Here is a 15096-nt window from a genome sequence, read left to right on the forward strand (position 1 = left end):
GGTTGACGATTGGCTCGCGGTTGGTTATGGGTTGGGGGAGTTCGCGTGCCACGCGATCGCCTGCCGTGATCGCGAAACGTGCGAAACACGAGGGTGGACTTCACCGTCGTGTTTCGCACGTTCGGTCAGCTGCCGTAGACAGCGAGCTCGCTGATGGCCATCTGGCCGCCTGTCTGCCCGCCGCCGTCCGGGTGTACCGCCACGATCCGCAGGTAGCGCCCGGTCGCCGGGGTGGTGAGGTTCTGCGTGCTCACCCCGCCCATGAATCCGGTGACCTTGTCGGCGACCGTCCAGTTCTGTCCGTCCTCGGACGTCTCGATGTTGTATTCGGTCGCGAACTTGTCCCAGGGCATCGTGGTGACGACCGAGGAGATCGTGCGCGACGCACCGAGGTCGACCTGCAGCTGCCAGGCGTACTGGTTGGTCGCCTGGGCGAAGGTCGACGGGTCACCGTCGACCGCGTAGCCCGGTATCGAGTTCGGCTGCATCAGGGCGGTGCTGCCGTCGAGGTACAGCGCGGTGGCCGGTGCGTGCAGTGCCAGGTTCGGCAGCTTCGGCGTCGTCGCGCTGACCGCGGGGCTTGCAGCCGAGAGGTTGCCGGCCGCGTCCTTAGCCTTGACGGTGTACTGGGCGGTCTGACCGGGGGTCGCGCCGTCGACCTCGGCGGAGGTACCCGTCGTGGTCGCGGCCAGCACGCCGTCGCGATACACCTGGTAGTCGGTGACTGCCCAGTTGTCGGTGGACGCCGGCCAGGACAGGTTCACCGTGGTCGGGTACACCGAGTTGACCGTCGGCGTGCCGGGGGCGGTGGGTGCCTGGGTGTCCGCCGCCGGCATCTGCACCGGGATCTCACCGGCCGTGGAGAGGTTGGCGGCGAGGTCACGTGCCCGGACGGTGATCTTCGAGACCTGGCCGGCAGCCAGGCCGGTGAGCGTGGCCCCCAGAGTGGCGGTCACCTGGACCAGACGGCCGTTGACGGCGATCTCGTAACCCGTCACACCGACGTTGTCGGTCGATGCGGCCCAATTCAGCTGCAGCGAGGTCGGGTTGACGACCTTGACCTGCAGGTCCTGGGGAGCGGTGGGCGCCTGCGCGTCGCTCGGCGTCGTCGGGTGGAGGTCCTTGTACGCCCGCTGCAGGCCCGCGTTCTGGATGATCGAGGCCGGCAGTTCACCCGTGGCCACGGTGGCCGTGCCACTGATCGCCACGTATCCGGAGGCGAGTATGGTCAGGTCGGTGTAGTTGTCCTTGGCGACGTTGCTGCTCGGGTCGTAGTAGTTCGGGTTGGCGCGCATCCAGGTGGTCCCGGTGGACATCACGTTGTTGCTGACCGTCCACCCGGTGCTGCCCTGGTCGAGGTAGACGTGGCCGCTGTCGTGGACGACGCTGCCGATGTAGTTGCCGGAGATGACGCCGCCCGGCTGCGGGCCGAGGGCGTAGATCCCGCCACCGTCATGCAGTTCCTGCATCACATCGTGGACGTAGTTGTCGATGATCTTGTTGTTCTCATCGATCGAGGGGGTGGTGTCCAGCGAGCCCCAGCCCCAGCCGATCGACATACCGCTGTAGGGCAGATCGGCGATCTCGTTGTGCGAGATCGTGGTGTCGCGCACATAGCCGAAGAACATGCCGACGCCACCGAGGAACTCCACGTTCACGTTGTGAACGTAGTTGTTGGACACGGTGTTGTAGGCGTCGACGAGATTCGAATCCTTCTGGTTGGGATCGGAGACCGATCCCACCTGCAGGCCGTTGCCCGAAATGTCGGTCATCACGTTGCCGACCACGTGATTGTGCTGGCTGCCCTGGTCCAGACCGAGGCCGGCGCCGCCGAGGTGCACAAAGGTGTTGCGGACGAAGCTGATGTTCCGGGCGGCGTGGAACTCCACCGCCGTCGGCATCAGCTGCGACTGGCTCCCGTAGGGGGTGTTGTTCCAGGTGGTTCCGCCGTTGGGGGTCACGAAGTGGGCCGGGCTCCAGTTGTACGACGAGTCCGGCGTCGTGATCAGCAGGTTTGCCTGGGTCTCGGCGAAGCCGACGTCCGTACTGGGTTGCATCCAGGTGGCATGTTCGAACGTCAGCCCCCGGAACGTCATGTCGTGGACGGGAGCGGTAGCCGTTCCCGCGCCGGTCACCAGGTTCTGCAGGACGGGAACCACCGCGTTCGCGGTGGACATGCTCTGGCCGGACCGCGGAATGTAGTAGATCCGGTGCGCGGCCGTGTCGAAGTACCACTGACCGGGCTGGCTCAGGAACGAATAGTCGTTCGCGAGATATTGCGGCATGTCCGCCCGCTCCGTGCCGCCGTAGAACGACTGCACGGTGCCCCAGCAGGGCTGCGCCATCGTGACGGTCGTCTGCGTGGCCGTCCCGGTGATCGAGGCCGCGTTGCAGCTCTCCTGCGCCCAGTCCAGCGGGTGGTACATGAACTGGAGGTCAGCGGGATTGCGGACCGACTGGAGACTGTTGCCGGGCACGGTGTATCCGGTGGCGGTCACCTTGCTGCCCGCGGGAAGTCCCGACGCGGACCGGGGCACATCGGCGCGAACGCCGTTGACGTAGAGCTGTCGCGTGTTCAGGTCGGCGGGCACGCTGGCCGACCAGATGTTGTGGGCCGGGTCGCTCAGGCTCCACCCGGAGACAGTCCGGCCGCCGGAGAGCACCGGATGCGCGCCTGGAGCCGCCTGCCACCGAACCTGGTGGCCGTTGTGCCCCGAGTCCGCCGCCGTGAAGGTGAGCGGCTTGCTCAGCGAGTAGGTGCCGCCGGCGAGCTGGACAACGATGTCATCCTGCATGTTCTGGTTGAACTTGCGGACCTGCGTCTGCGCCTCGGTCAACGAGCACGCGTTGTTCTGGGCGCACGCCGAGCCGGTACCGTCCGGGGACGCGTAGAGGTAGCGCGCTCCCGGGTCAGCGGGCGCCGCCGCCTGCGCAGGGCCGGCGGCGAGGAACCCGGTGGCGCCAACGGCGAGCGCGAGGGTTCCCGCCAGCAGGCGCAGTCGACTCCGTGTTGTCACCCCCTCTGACGGGTCGCGGTTAGCCGCGTGATCGCCTGGATCAGGCTTCATTGCCTCTCCTTGTTTTTCCGTGATGAGGTGCTACTCCGACCGCTGACCGGCCTGCCACACCGAATGCGCGAGTTCCTCGGCGCAGTCCGGCAGGCCGACGACCGGCTCGGTGGATGCGTGGCCAAGTGCCGGCTTTCCGAGGCCCGTGCCGTGGCCGGTCAGCCCGCCCTTGTAGCGCGCGCTCGCCCTACCGGGCGTGGCACCGCCCGACGCGATGACATCGGCCGCGTAGGGGTGGGCGCCGTCAAAAACCGCCACGAGCCGCGGCTTGTCCGCCCCTTCACTCAGCCACCATCCCATGATCTCTCCAACTTGTAGGACATGATGACAGCACACGAGTAACGAGTTGACAAGATCTTGATATGCTGGGCGGATCAGCAACTCTCCGGGGGTAGGGACCAATTGCTCAACTCACCACGCATCAGACTCGCCGACCGGACGAAACAACGACGCCCGGCGCGGCTCGCCGCCACGGTGGCAGAGGACCTCATCGACGCCATCGTCAGCGGCCGACTGCCGGCCGACTCGGTGCTACCTGGCGAACAAGCCCTGTGCGAGGAGTTCAGCGTCAGCCGCGTGGTCGTGCGCGAGGCACTCAAGGCCCTCGAGCACAAGGGACTGCTGATCATCCGGCAGGGACAGGGAACCGTGGTCGCGCCCGTCACCCGCTGGGATCCGCTCGACTCAACGGTCCTTGACGCCCGTATCCGGCACGACGACGGCCTCGGTCTGCTGGACAACCTCGTCCAGGTGCGCTGCGCGCTGGAGTCCGAACTGGCGGGAACGGCTGCGACCCGGCGAACCGAGCGACAGCTGATCGAGATGAACAGTGTCCTGGCCGCGATGGAGCGCGTGCTTGGGCGGCCCGAGCAGTACCTCGCCCTGGAAACCGAGTTCCACGATCACGTCATGCAGATGGCAGGCAACGACGTCGCGCGAGCGGTCGTGACAAGCATCCATGATCATGCCCGAGCCAGCAGCAGGTACTGCGGCGGTGAGCTCGACAAGCAGATCGCGTCCGCCCACATCGGTCACGCCGCGATCGCCCAGGCGATCAACGACGCCGACGAGCGCGCAGCACGCACGGCCATGCGGGCGCACATCCTGGACTCCTGGCATTCCAAACGGAGCCAGCAAACTGGAGCGCCTGACGCAGAACACGAGTGCTCTTGTCATCCTGATCACCAGCCGGCAGGGACCCAACTCGGGCGCGCGAACACGGGGGCATCCGAGAGGGCGTCCGATCTAGGTTGAACGCCCTTTATGCCTTAGTGGATTCCTCAGGGCATCGCGAACGTCCGTCACCTCAACCCCCTGCCCAAGCCGATCACCGCTCCGGAGCAGATCGCCCGCCTCGACATACGCAGACGCGACCGCCTCGGCTGCATCCTCCACGAGTACGAACATGCCGCCCAACCTGCACGGATGACATTTTCGGCAAGGGCAACCCAGCCTGACCTGCACATTTGCCAAAATCTCTACGCCGCTGCTACGGCGACAACTAGACGTTGAAGCGGAACTCCACCACGTCCCCGTCCTGCATCACGTAGTCCTTGCCCTCCATGCGCGCCTTGCCCTTGGCGCGGGCCTCCGCCACCGAGCCGGTCTCCACCAGGTCCTGGAAGGAGATGACCTCCGCCTTGATGAAACCCTTCTGGAAGTCGGTGTGGATGACGCCGGCCGCCTCGGGGGCCGTGGCGCCCTTCTTGATCGTCCAGGCGCGGGACTCCTTCGGGCCCGCCGTGAGGTAGGTCTGCAGGCCCAGGGTGTCGAAGCCGACGCGGGCCAGGGTGGCGAGGCCCGGCTCGTGCTGGCCGACCGACTCGAGAAGTTCCAGGGCCTCGTCCTCGTCCAGCTCGGCGAGGTCCGCCTCCAGCTTGGCGTTGAGGAAGATCGCCTCGGCGGGGGCGACCAGCGCGCGCTGCTCGTCCTTGAAGGCGTCGTCCGTCAGCTCGTCCTCGTCGACGTTGAAGACGTACAGGAACGGCTTGGTGGTGAGCAGGTGCAGGTCGTGCAGGAGCTCGGCGCGCTCGCTGCCCTGGACGATCCCGTGTGCGAAGAGCGTGTCGCCCTTCTCCAGGATCTCCTTGGCCTCCTCGACGGCCTTCACCTTCGGGGCGACGTCCTTCTTGATCCGCGATTCCTTCTGCAGGCGCGGCAGGACCTTCTCGATCGTCTGCAGGTCCGCGAGGATCAGCTCGGTGTTGATCGTCTCGATGTCGTCCTTCGGCGAGACCTTGCCGTCCACATGTACGACGTTCTCGTCCTTGAAGGCACGGATGACCTGGCAGATCGCGTCCGACTCGCGGATGTTCGCGAGGAACTTGTTGCCCAGGCCCTCGCCCTCGCTGGCGCCGCGCACGATGCCCGCGATGTCGACGAAGTCCACGGTCGCCGGGAGAATCCGCTCCGACTTGAAGATCTCGGCCAGCTTGGCGAGACGGGCGTCGGGGACGCCGACGACTCCCACGTTCGGCTCGATCGTGGCGAACGGGTAGTTGGCCGCGAGCACGTCGTTCTTGGTCAGGGCGTTGAACAGGGTCGACTTGCCGACGTTGGGCAGACCGACGATTCCGATCGTGAGCGACACGTTGCGACTTCCCGTACGTGAGGTTGGAGGACTGGACTGGACTGGGCTGCGGGCCCGGGTCCGTCAGGAGAGTGTGCGGGCCGATCCACCAGTCTACGGCGTACCGGGCCGCGCTCCGGCGACGTATCGAACGCTTGGACAAGCTCTCGCCAACGGCGTGTGTCCTACGCCATTCCGCACATAAACCGACCTAAGTTGGTCCAGTGGAGCAACACAGGACGCGACCCCCGCAACACGGACCGCGACGCGGTGCCCCCCTTCCCCCGCAGGGCCGGCGCAGCGCCGCCGCGCCCGTACGGTCCGGCTCGGCCGCACGGCCTCCCCGGCCCGGCGGCCCCGGCCGGCCCGAGGTGGGCGACGGGGCCGGCTGGCCACGGCCGGCGCCCCAGGGCAGCAGTGGTGCGCAACGGCGCCCGGCGGCTCGGGTGCGGAACGCTCCCGCGCTCGACCAGGCGGCACGGCGGCTGCCCGGCCCCCGGCTCACCGGGCTCGGCGGCGGACTGTTCTGTGGCGCCGTGATGCTGGTGCTGGGCTGTCTCGACCAACTGCTGTTCGGGGCGTCCCTCACGGTCTACGGCGTGCTCTTCCTGCCGGTGGCCGCGCTGACCGCGCTGTGGGTGCGGCGCGGGGACCTGGTGACCGCGCCGGTGGTCGTGCCGATCGCGTTCGCCGCCGGGCTGCTGGTCGTCGCCGACAGCGACGGCGGGGTCGCCGGGCGCCTGGTGGGGCTGGTCACCGCGCTCGCCACGCAGGCCGGCTGGCTGTACGGTGGCACGTTGATCGCGGGCGTCATCACGACCGTGCGCAAGGTGCGGATGCTGCGCCGCAGGGTGGCGGCGCGCCGTCGGAGCGGTTGACGGTGGGGGACGCCGGCACCACCGAGCGTCCCGCACCGGTGCCTGCTGCTATCCCTGCTTCGCCGCCCTCATCGCCGCTCCCACGATCCCCGCGTTGTTCTGGAGCTGGGCCGGGACGATCTCCGCCTCGATGCCCTCGATGAGCGGCAGGAACTTCTCCGACTTACGGCTGACGCCGCCGCCGATGATGAACAGCTCCGGCGAGAACAGCATCTCCACGTGCGCGAGGTACTTCTGCACGCGGCGGGCCCAGTGCTCCCACGTCAGGTCGTTGTCGTCCTTGGCCTTGCTGGAGGCGCGCTTCTCGGCGTCGCGGCCGTTCAGCTCCAGGTGGCCCAGTTCCGTGTTCGGCACGAGGACGCCGTCGGTGAACATGGCGCTGCCGATGCCCGTACCGAACGTCAGCACGATGACCGTGCCCCTGCGGCCGTGGCCCGCGCCGAACTGCATCTCGGCCACGCCCGCCGCGTCCGCGTCGTTCACCACGGTCACCGGGAGGCCGCCCAGGCGCTCGCCGAACAGGGCGCGCGCGTCCGTGTCGACCCAGCTCTTGTCGACATTCGCCGCCGTACGGATCATGGCGCCGCCCGTGACCACACCGGGGAACGTGAGGCCCACCGGGCCGGTCCACCCGAAGTGGTCGACGACCTCCTTCACCCCGTCCGCCACCCCGTCGGGCGTCGCCGGGTGAGGGGTGAGCACCTTGAAGCGCTCCTGAGCCAGGTCGCCCCGCTCCAGGTCCACGGGAGCGCCCTTGATCCCGGATCCGCCGATGTCCACGCCGAAGATCTGCATGGGCACCACGGTACGTCGTGGCGCCGACACTCACGCCACGGCTCCCTGCGCGAGGTCCCGGGCCGTCGCTCCCGCCGGGCGCGCTACTTCTCTCCGGTGCGCTCGGCCACCAGCGTCGCGGCCTCCTCGCGCAGGTCACGGCGGAGTTCCTTGGGCAGCGAGAAGGTGATGGACTCCTCGGCCGCCTTGACGATCTCGACGTCCTCGAAGCCGCGCTGCGCGAGCCACTCGAGCACCTGCTCCACCAGCACCTCCGGCACGGAGGCGCCCGACGTCACGCCGATCGTCGACACGCCCTCGAGCCAGGCCTCGTCGATCTCGTCGGCGAAGTCCACCAGGTACGCCTCGCGCGCACCCGCCAGCTTGGCGACCTCGACCAGCCGCTTGGAGTTGGAGGAGTTGCGGGAGCCGACCACGATCACCAGGTCCGCCTCCGCGCCCATCTGCTTCACCGCGAGCTGGCGGTTCTGGGTGGCGTAGCAGATGTCGTCGCTGGGCGGGGAGACGAGCTGCGGGAACTTCTCCTTGAGCGCGTCGACCGTCTCCATGGTCTCGTCGACCGACAGGGTCGTCTGGGACAGCCAGACGACCTTCGACGGGTCGCGCACCTCCACCTTCGCGACGTCCTCGGGGCCGTCGACGAGCTGGATGTGGTCGGGGGCCTCGCCGGACGTGCCGATGACCTCTTCGTGGCCCTCGTGCCCGATCAGGAGGATGTCGAAGTCCTCATTGGCGTACCGGATCGCTTCCTTGTGGACCTTGGTGACCAGTGGGCAGGTGGCGTCGATGGTGGCGAGCCGGCCCTGCCTGGCCTCCTCGTGGACGGTGGGTGCCACGCCGTGCGCGGAGAACATGACGATGTTCCCCGGGGGCACCTCCTCCGTCCGCTCCACGAAGATCGCGCCCTTCTTCTCCAGGGTCTGCACGACGTACTTGTTGTGGACGATCTCGTGGCGGACGTAGATCGGCGCCCCGTACTGCTCGAGCGCCTTCTCGACGGCGATCACTGCACGGTCGACGCCCGCGCAGTAACCCCGGGGGGCGGCGAGCAGAACACGGCGGCCAGACGAAGCAGTCATGCGATCCATCGTAAGGCCGGGCCCGGAGTCGTAGATCGCCTCCTTGGGGAGAGGTTGTGCCGACCGGCGTTGTCGGTCCCGGCCACTACGCTCGGGCGCATGGCTGTCAACACGTCCGCGGAGAACCCCCTGCCCGTCGGTGAGGTGTCGCGGCTCATCGGGGGGTGGATCGACCGGCTCGGGGCCGTGTGGGTCGAGGGGCAGATCACACAGTTGTCGCGGCGGCCCGGCGCCGGAGTCGTGTTCCTGACGTTGCGCGACCCGTCGCACGACATCTCCGTCGGCGTCACCTGCTACCGCCAGGTGTTCGACTCCGTGGCCGATGTCGTGAGCGAGGGCGCCCGTGTCGTCGTCCTCGCCAAGCCCGAGTGGTACGCCCCGAGGGGACAGCTGTCGCTGCGGGCGGCCGAGATACGGCCCGTGGGCGTCGGGGAACTGCTCGCGCGGCTGGAACAGCTCAAGAAGGCGCTCGCCGCCGAGGGCCTGTTCGCGCCCGAGCGCAAGAAGCCGCTGCCGTTCCTGCCGCAGCTGATCGGGCTGGTGTGCGGCCGTGCCTCGGCGGCCGAGCGCGACGTGCTGGAGAACGCGCGGCACCGCTGGCCCGCCGTCCGCTTCGAGGTGCGCAACGTCGCCGTGCAGGGTGTGCACGCCGTACCGCAGGTGGTGCAGGCGGTGAAGGAGCTGGACGCGCTGGACGAGGTGGACGTGATCATCGTGGCGCGCGGCGGCGGGAGTGTGGAGGATCTGCTGCCGTTCTCGGACGAGCAGCTCGTCCGGGCGGTGGCCGGCTGCCGCACGCCCGTGGTGTCCGCGATCGGGCACGAACCGGACAACCCGCTGCTCGACCACGTCGCCGACCTACGGGCCTCCACCCCGACCGACGCGGCCAAGAAGGTCGTCCCGGACGTCGGGGAGGAGCTGGAGCGGGTACGGCAGCTGCGGGACCGGGCGCGGCGGTGCGCGCAGGCGTTCGTCGAACGCGAGGAGCGCGGATTGGCGCACGCGCTGGCGCGGCCCTGCATGGAGGACCCGCACCGTATGGTCGACGAACGGGCCGACCAGGTCACCGCGCTGGTCGACCGCGCCCGGCGCACCCTCGGGCATCTGCTCGACCGCGCCGAGTCGGAGCTGACGCACACGCACGCACGCGTGGTGGCGCTGTCCCCGGCCGCGACGCTGCGGCGGGGGTACGCGGTGCTGCAGAAGGCCGACGGGCACGTGGTCCGCGCACCGGACGAGGTGGCGGCGGGCGAGGCGCTGCGGGCGCGGGTCGCCGCGGGCGAGTTCACGGTACGGGCCGACGGCGAGGGTTCCGCCGGCAACCAGGGATCTTAGGGTGGGCGCATGACCGGCAAGACGGATGAGGCACTCGGCTACGAGCAGGCGCGGGACGAGTTGATCGAGGTGGTGCGGCGCCTGGAGGCCGGGGGCACCACGCTCGAGGAGTCCCTGGCGCTGTGGGAGCGCGGGGAGGAGCTGGCCAAGGTGTGCCGGACCTGGCTGGAGGGCGCCCGCAGGCGGCTCGACGCTGCGCTGGCCGAGGAGGAGGACGGCGAGGGCCAGGAAGGGTCCGGGTGACCGGACGGCGCCGCCCGGCGTCCCGCGTCGTCAGCCGGTCTTCAGCGCCTCGGCCATCTTCGTCAGCTGCGCGAACGACGCGGTCCCCGTCACCACGGTCGTGGCGCCCTTGCCCTTGAGTACGAGCGCGTCGTAGCGGCCGCCGGTGTAGCGCTGCCAGGTCTGCCCGCCGATGCGCTGGGTGTCCTTGGTCTCCTGTGCGCCCTGGCTGGCGTCGTCGACGAACGTGGACGCCCTCTCAGTGGACTGCTCGATCGCCACGTACTGCCCCTCGGGGTCCTGGAAGCCGAGGTGCCAGGCGTCGAAGGGTTCGTCCTGGAAGCGCACCGAGGTGGCCTTCCAGGTGTCGGGCAGGCCTTCGGGTGCCGCCACCGGGTAGCTCGCGGCGCGGCGCGCGGTGAGCAGCTCGACGCGGTAGTCGACCCGCTTGATGTCGGGAGCGTGGTCGTCGTGGGGGATAAAGAGATAGATGACGCCCGCCATCAGCCCGATGAGGCCCAGGGAGAGGATCATGTCCCGGACCGTCTGCTTGCCTTTCATACCTGCCACGCCCCCATCGTCGCAGGTGCCTGGGTCTGCTCATCCGTGGGGTGCCCTGCTCATTTTGTCTGTCCGGCGATAGAGTCGGGGGCATCACCCTCATCCGGCCGTCGTCGTATCAGAAAGGTGCGCTCCGATGACCGAGAATCATCATCTGCCGTCCGAGCTCGAAGTTCCCTCCGAGGCCCCGGACCGCAACCTCGCCCTCGAACTCGTCCGGGTCACCGAGGCCGCCGCGATGGCCGCGGGCCGCTGGGTCGGCCGCGGGGACAAGAACGGCGCGGACGGCGCCGCGGTGCGCGCCATGCGCACCCTCGTCTCGACCGTGTCGATGAACGGCGTCGTCGTCATCGGCGAAGGGGAGAAGGACGAGGCCCCGATGCTCTTCAACGGGGAGCGGGTCGGCGACGGGACCGGCCCGGAGTGCGACATCGCCGTGGACCCGATCGACGGCACCACCCTCACCGCCAAGGGCATGCCGAACGCCATCGCGGTGCTGGCCGCCGCCGACCGCGGCACGATGTTCGACCCGTCCGCCGTCTTCTACATGGACAAGCTGGTCACCGGTCCGGAAGCGGCCGACTTCGTCGACATCAACGCCCCCGTCTCGGTGAACATCCGCCGGGTGGCGAAGGCCAAGCACTCCACGCCCGAGGACGTCACCGTCGTCATCCTCGACCGGCCGCGCCACGACGGTCTGATCAAGGAGGTCCGGGAGACCGGCGCACGCATCAAACTGATCTCGGACGGCGACGTGGCCGGTTCGATCCTGGCGCTGCGCGAGGGCACGGGCATCGACCTGCTGCTCGGCATCGGCGGCACGCCCGAGGGCATCATCTCCGCCTGCGCGGTGAAGTGCCTGGGCGGCACCATCCAGGGCAAGCTGTGGCCGAAGGACGACGAGGAGCGGCAGCGCGCCCTCGACGCGGGCCACGACCTCGACCGGGTGCTGACCACGGACGACCTGGTCTCCGGTGAGAACGTCTTCTTCGTCGCCACCGGCATCACGGACGGCGAGCTGCTGCGCGGTGTGCGCTACCGGTCCGAGACCGCCACCACCGACTCGATCGTCATGCGCTCGAAGTCCGGCACGGTCCGGCGGATCGACTCCGTTCACCGGCTGAGCAAGCTGCGCGCGTACAGCGCGATCGACTTCGACCGGGCGAAGTAGGCCGTACGGAAAGGGGCGCCCTCTGTGCGGAGAGGGCGCCCCTTTCCCCATGCGCCTGGTGCTCCTCGTCCGCCTGGTACTTCTCGGCGGCCTGGTACTTCCGGTGGACCGGTACTTCTATGCGCGGCGAATACGCGGCCGTTCAGCCGGCCGCCGCTATCGTCCCCCGCGCGGCCTTCTTCAGTTCCAGTTCGCGGCGGCGGCGCCGGGCCAGCACAACACGGCGTTCGGCGGCCGTGAGCCCGCCCCACACTCCGTACGGCTCGGGCTGCAGCAGCGCGTGTTCCCGGCATTCGACCATCACCGGACAGCGCGCACAGACCCGTTTGGCCGCCTCCTCGCGGGACAGCCGGGCCGCGGTGGGTTCCTTGGAGGGGGCGAAGAACAGGCCGGCCTCGTCGCGCCGGCACACCGCCTCCGTGTGCCACGGGGCGTCCTGATCCCTGTCGCGCACTGGCACCCGCTGGTGCGGAACGTCAGCGACCTGCAAGGACGAATGCGGCGGTTGCAGCACGGTCTACTCCTGACGACGGCTTCGCGAGCGAGAGACGATGCAGCAAGGCCTACCCGCTGTGCGCGCGCCTATGCACTGAGTTCCCAACCGCAGGAACTCCAGGGGTTGTTCATGCCGTCGGAATGTGACCGGCGCATGCCGAGCCCGGCCGAATTCACAAGCGTCAACGGCCGAGGTGTTTGCGCAAAGTCTTGTCCACCTTGTGCGACACGCGGTCGAGAATGTCGGCGACCGCCTTGCCGCGCCTGGGCTTCGCCTCGACGTTCCCGAACACGGCGAGTCCGTCGACATGGATGACGGGCGCGTCGGGATCGCCCGAATCCAGCGGGCTCACCTCGAAGTTGCCGAGTACACCACCGCCGGTGCTGCGCAGCGACACGTTCTCCGGGACGCGTATCTGCACGTCGCCGAAGACCGAGACCGCCTTGATCACGACCTGCTGGTACTCGAAGAGCGCCTCGCTGAGGTCGATCTCGACACTGCCGAAGATCGCGTACGCGTGCGTGCGGCGGCGGGGGCGCCAGCGGCCCCGGCGGATGGCGCTGCTGAAGACCGCCACCACGTTCTCGTCGGGCTCCCTCGGAATCGCACCCGGAGCGGGCCGGTCCGGCGGAGCGGCGTACGCCGGGGCGGTGCGGCGCGGGTGGGCGGCGGGCAGGTCGCGGACGAACCGGTCGAGCTCACCGACCGTCTTGGCGTGCAGCACACCCTCGACGCGCTCGGCGTGCTCCTCGGCCGTGAGACGCCCCTCGGCGAGGGCGTCGCGCAGGATGTCGGTGATGCGGTCGCGGTCGGCGTCGGAGCAGCGCAGCTCGGCCGGTGGCACGGGCCGGTCGTCGGCCGGCGCGGGGCTCTTGTGAAGGTCCACGGCAGCAGCGTAGCGAAACGCGATAGATCGCGACCACCCCTCGAACACGCCTGTGGAAAACCGGCCCGGGGAATCGGCGAACCGAACCGTCGAACCGGGCCGCCGGGACCGGACCCGGGACTGAGCCCTACCTCACAGGTCCACGGTCAGACCCAGGTTCTACGCTGGTGGACGCTGCCAACGGAGGCCAGCCGCTGTCTGTCTAGTGAGGAATGGGCGAGATGCCTGAGTTCGCGTACACCGATCTGCTCCCCACGGGAGAGGACACCACCCCGTACCGGCTGGTGACGTCCGAGGGCGTCTCCACCGTCGAGGGGCCCGACGGGCGTACGTTCCTCAAGGTCGAGCCCGAGGCTCTGCGCAAGCTGGCCGAGGAGGCCATCCACGACATCCAGCACTACCTGCGCCCGGCTCACCTGGCGCAGCTGCGCCGCATCATCGACGACCCGGAAGCCAGCGCCAACGACAAGTTCGTGGCCCTGGACCTGCTGAAGAACGCGAACATCGCGGCGGCGGGTGTGCTGCCGATGTGCCAGGACACGGGCACGGCGATCGTGATGGGCAAGCGCGGCCAGAACGTGCTGACGGAGGGCGAGGACGAGAAGGCCCTCTCCCGCGGCATCTACGACGCCTACACCAAGCTGAACCTGCGCTACTCGCAGATGGCTCCGCTGACGATGTGGGAGGAGAAGAACACCGGTTCGAACCTCCCGGCCCAGATCGAGCTGTACGCAACGGACGGCGGCGCCTACAAGTTCCTGTTCATGGCGAAGGGCGGCGGCAGCGCCAACAAGTCCTTCCTGTACCAGGAGACGAAGGCCGTCCTGAACGAGGCCTCCATGATGAAGTTCCTGGAGGAGAAGATCCGCTCGCTGGGCACGGCCGCGTGCCCGCCGTACCACCTGGCGATCGTCGTCGGCGGCACGAGCGCGGAGTACGCCCTGAAGACCGCGAAGTACGCCTCCGCGCACTACCTGGACGAGCTGCCGACCGAGGGCTCCGAACTGGGGCACGGCTTCAGGGACAAGGAGCTGGAGGAGAAGGTCTTCGAACTGACGCAGAGGATCGGCATCGGCGCGCAGTTCGGCGGCAAGTACTTCTGCCACGACGTGCGCGTGGTCCGCCTCCCGCGGCACGGTGCGTCCTGCCCGGTCGCGATCGCCGTCTCCTGCTCCGCCGACCGTCAGGCGGTCGCGAAGATCACGGCTGAGGGCGTCTTCCTGGAGCAGCTGGAGACGGACCCGGCGCGCTTCCTGCCGGAGACGACGGACGAGCACCTGGACGAGTCGTCCGACGTGGTCGAGATCGACCTGAACCAGCCGATGGAGGCGATCCTCGCCGAGCTGACGAAGTACCCGGTCAAGACCCGCCTGTCCCTGACGGGCCCGCTGGTCGTCGCCCGGGACATCGCCCACGCGAAGATCAAGGAACGCCTGGACGCGGGCGAGGAGATGCCGCAGTACCTGAAGGACCACCCGGTGTACTACGCCGGCCCGGCGAAGACCCCCGAGGGCTATGCCTCGGGGTCCTTCGGCCCGACGACGGCCGGCCGCATGGACTCCTACGTCGAGCAGTTCCAGGCGGCGGGCGGCTCGAAGGTGATGCTGGCCAAGGGCAACCGGAGCAAGCAGGTCACGGACGCGTGTGCCGCGCACGGCGGCTTCTACCTGGGTTCCATCGGCGGCCCGGCGGCCCGCCTCGCCCAGGACTGCATCAAGAAGGTCGAGGTCCTCGAGTACGAGGAGCTGGGCATGGAGGCGGTCTGGAAGATCGAGGTGGAGGACTTCCCGGCGTTCATCGTCGTGGACGACAAGGGCAACGACTTCTTCCAGGCGCCCGCGGAGCCGCCGACGTTCACGTCGATTCCGGTGCGGGGGCCTGGGCTGGCGTGATCCTCCGACCGGCGCCCGCCCCTGATGCACGCAGGGGCGGGCGCCGGTCTCACGTCTCCACGATCCCCTCCCTTCCTGCCACCCGTCCTCGACGTGACCGCCCGGGGATCTGCCGCACGGCCGCGATGAGACATGAGTCACAGC

Annotated in this window: 14 protein-coding genes; 6 read left to right on the forward strand and 8 right to left on the reverse strand. The window is 68.9% G+C overall.

Annotated elements, in window-relative coordinates; all coding sequences use genetic code 11:
* Positions 1-125: 125 nt before the first annotated feature.
* Complete coding sequence (locus ACFYZE_RS11505) at positions 126-3017, reverse strand: discoidin domain-containing protein (RefSeq protein WP_388991217.1); 2892 nt, start codon at positions 3015-3017, stop codon at positions 126-128.
* A gap of 81 nt (positions 3018-3098) precedes the next feature.
* Positions 3099-3368: a hypothetical protein gene (locus ACFYZE_RS11510; RefSeq protein ID WP_388991219.1), complete on the reverse strand. Its 270-nt coding sequence runs from the start codon at positions 3366-3368 to the stop codon at positions 3099-3101.
* 102 nt (positions 3369-3470) lie between these two features.
* Here ACFYZE_RS11510 and ACFYZE_RS11515 point away from each other — a divergent pair, with 102 nt between their 5' ends.
* Positions 3471-4322, forward strand: a complete 852-nt coding sequence (locus tag ACFYZE_RS11515) for a FadR/GntR family transcriptional regulator (protein ID WP_388991221.1) — start codon at positions 3471-3473, stop codon at positions 4320-4322.
* Between the two features lie 247 nt (positions 4323-4569).
* Here ACFYZE_RS11515 and ychF read toward each other — a convergent pair whose 3' ends face one another.
* Positions 4570-5658, reverse strand: a complete 1089-nt coding sequence (ychF, locus tag ACFYZE_RS11520; RefSeq protein WP_388991223.1) for a redox-regulated ATPase YchF — start codon at positions 5656-5658, stop codon at positions 4570-4572.
* Positions 5659-5861: 203 nt separating this feature from the next.
* On the opposite strand from ychF, the gene ACFYZE_RS11525 reads away from it, so the two are divergent.
* Complete coding sequence (locus ACFYZE_RS11525; protein ID WP_388991225.1) at positions 5862-6515, forward strand: DUF6542 domain-containing protein; 654 nt, start codon at positions 5862-5864, stop codon at positions 6513-6515.
* A 48-nt stretch (positions 6516-6563) separates the two neighbouring features.
* Here the strand turns inward: ACFYZE_RS11525 and ppgK are convergent, their stop codons facing one another.
* Complete coding sequence (gene ppgK, locus ACFYZE_RS11530) at positions 6564-7310, reverse strand: polyphosphate--glucose phosphotransferase (protein ID WP_388991227.1); 747 nt, start codon at positions 7308-7310, stop codon at positions 6564-6566.
* A gap of 83 nt (positions 7311-7393) precedes the next feature.
* Positions 7394-8398 (reverse strand): 4-hydroxy-3-methylbut-2-enyl diphosphate reductase, encoded by a 1005-nt coding sequence (locus tag ACFYZE_RS11535; protein WP_388991229.1) that lies wholly within the window; start codon positions 8396-8398, stop codon positions 7394-7396.
* 90 nt (positions 8399-8488) lie between these two features.
* Between ACFYZE_RS11535 and xseA the strand changes: the two genes are divergently transcribed.
* Entirely contained in the window at positions 8489-9724 is a 1236-nt protein-coding gene (xseA, locus tag ACFYZE_RS11540; RefSeq protein WP_388991231.1) for an exodeoxyribonuclease VII large subunit, read from the forward strand.
* A gap of 9 nt (positions 9725-9733) precedes the next feature.
* Positions 9734-9967, forward strand: coding sequence for an exodeoxyribonuclease VII small subunit (locus tag ACFYZE_RS11545; RefSeq protein WP_388991232.1), 234 nt, complete (start codon positions 9734-9736; stop codon positions 9965-9967).
* Positions 9968-9997: 30 nt separating this feature from the next.
* Here the strand turns inward: ACFYZE_RS11545 and ACFYZE_RS11550 are convergent, their stop codons facing one another.
* The gene (locus tag ACFYZE_RS11550) at positions 9998-10516 is read right to left on the reverse strand and encodes a DUF4245 domain-containing protein (protein WP_388991234.1); all 519 of its coding nucleotides are present in this window, start codon (positions 10514-10516) and stop codon (positions 9998-10000) included.
* A 127-nt stretch (positions 10517-10643) separates the two neighbouring features.
* On the opposite strand from ACFYZE_RS11550, the gene glpX reads away from it, so the two are divergent.
* Entirely contained in the window at positions 10644-11678 is a 1035-nt protein-coding gene (gene glpX / locus ACFYZE_RS11555) for a class II fructose-bisphosphatase (protein ID WP_388991236.1), read from the forward strand.
* 142 nt (positions 11679-11820) lie between these two features.
* On the opposite strand, the gene ACFYZE_RS11560 is transcribed toward glpX, so the two are convergent.
* Both ACFYZE_RS11560 and ACFYZE_RS11565 read right to left on the reverse strand, forming a co-directional pair.
* A complete protein-coding gene (locus tag ACFYZE_RS11560; RefSeq protein WP_103838382.1) occupies positions 11821-12192 on the reverse strand; it encodes a WhiB family transcriptional regulator in 372 nt (123 codons plus the stop codon).
* 163 nt (positions 12193-12355) lie between these two features.
* Positions 12356-13060: a DUF1707 domain-containing protein gene (locus ACFYZE_RS11565; protein ID WP_388991238.1), complete on the reverse strand. Its 705-nt coding sequence runs from the start codon at positions 13058-13060 to the stop codon at positions 12356-12358.
* A gap of 221 nt (positions 13061-13281) precedes the next feature.
* Between ACFYZE_RS11565 and ACFYZE_RS11570 the strand changes: the two genes are divergently transcribed.
* Entirely contained in the window at positions 13282-14952 is a 1671-nt protein-coding gene (locus ACFYZE_RS11570; RefSeq protein ID WP_388991239.1) for a fumarate hydratase, read from the forward strand.
* Positions 14953-15096: the final 144 nt, after the last annotated feature.

The organism is Streptomyces sp. NPDC001796 (assembly GCF_042892355.1).
GTDB lineage: Bacteria > Actinomycetota > Actinomycetes > Streptomycetales > Streptomycetaceae > Streptomyces.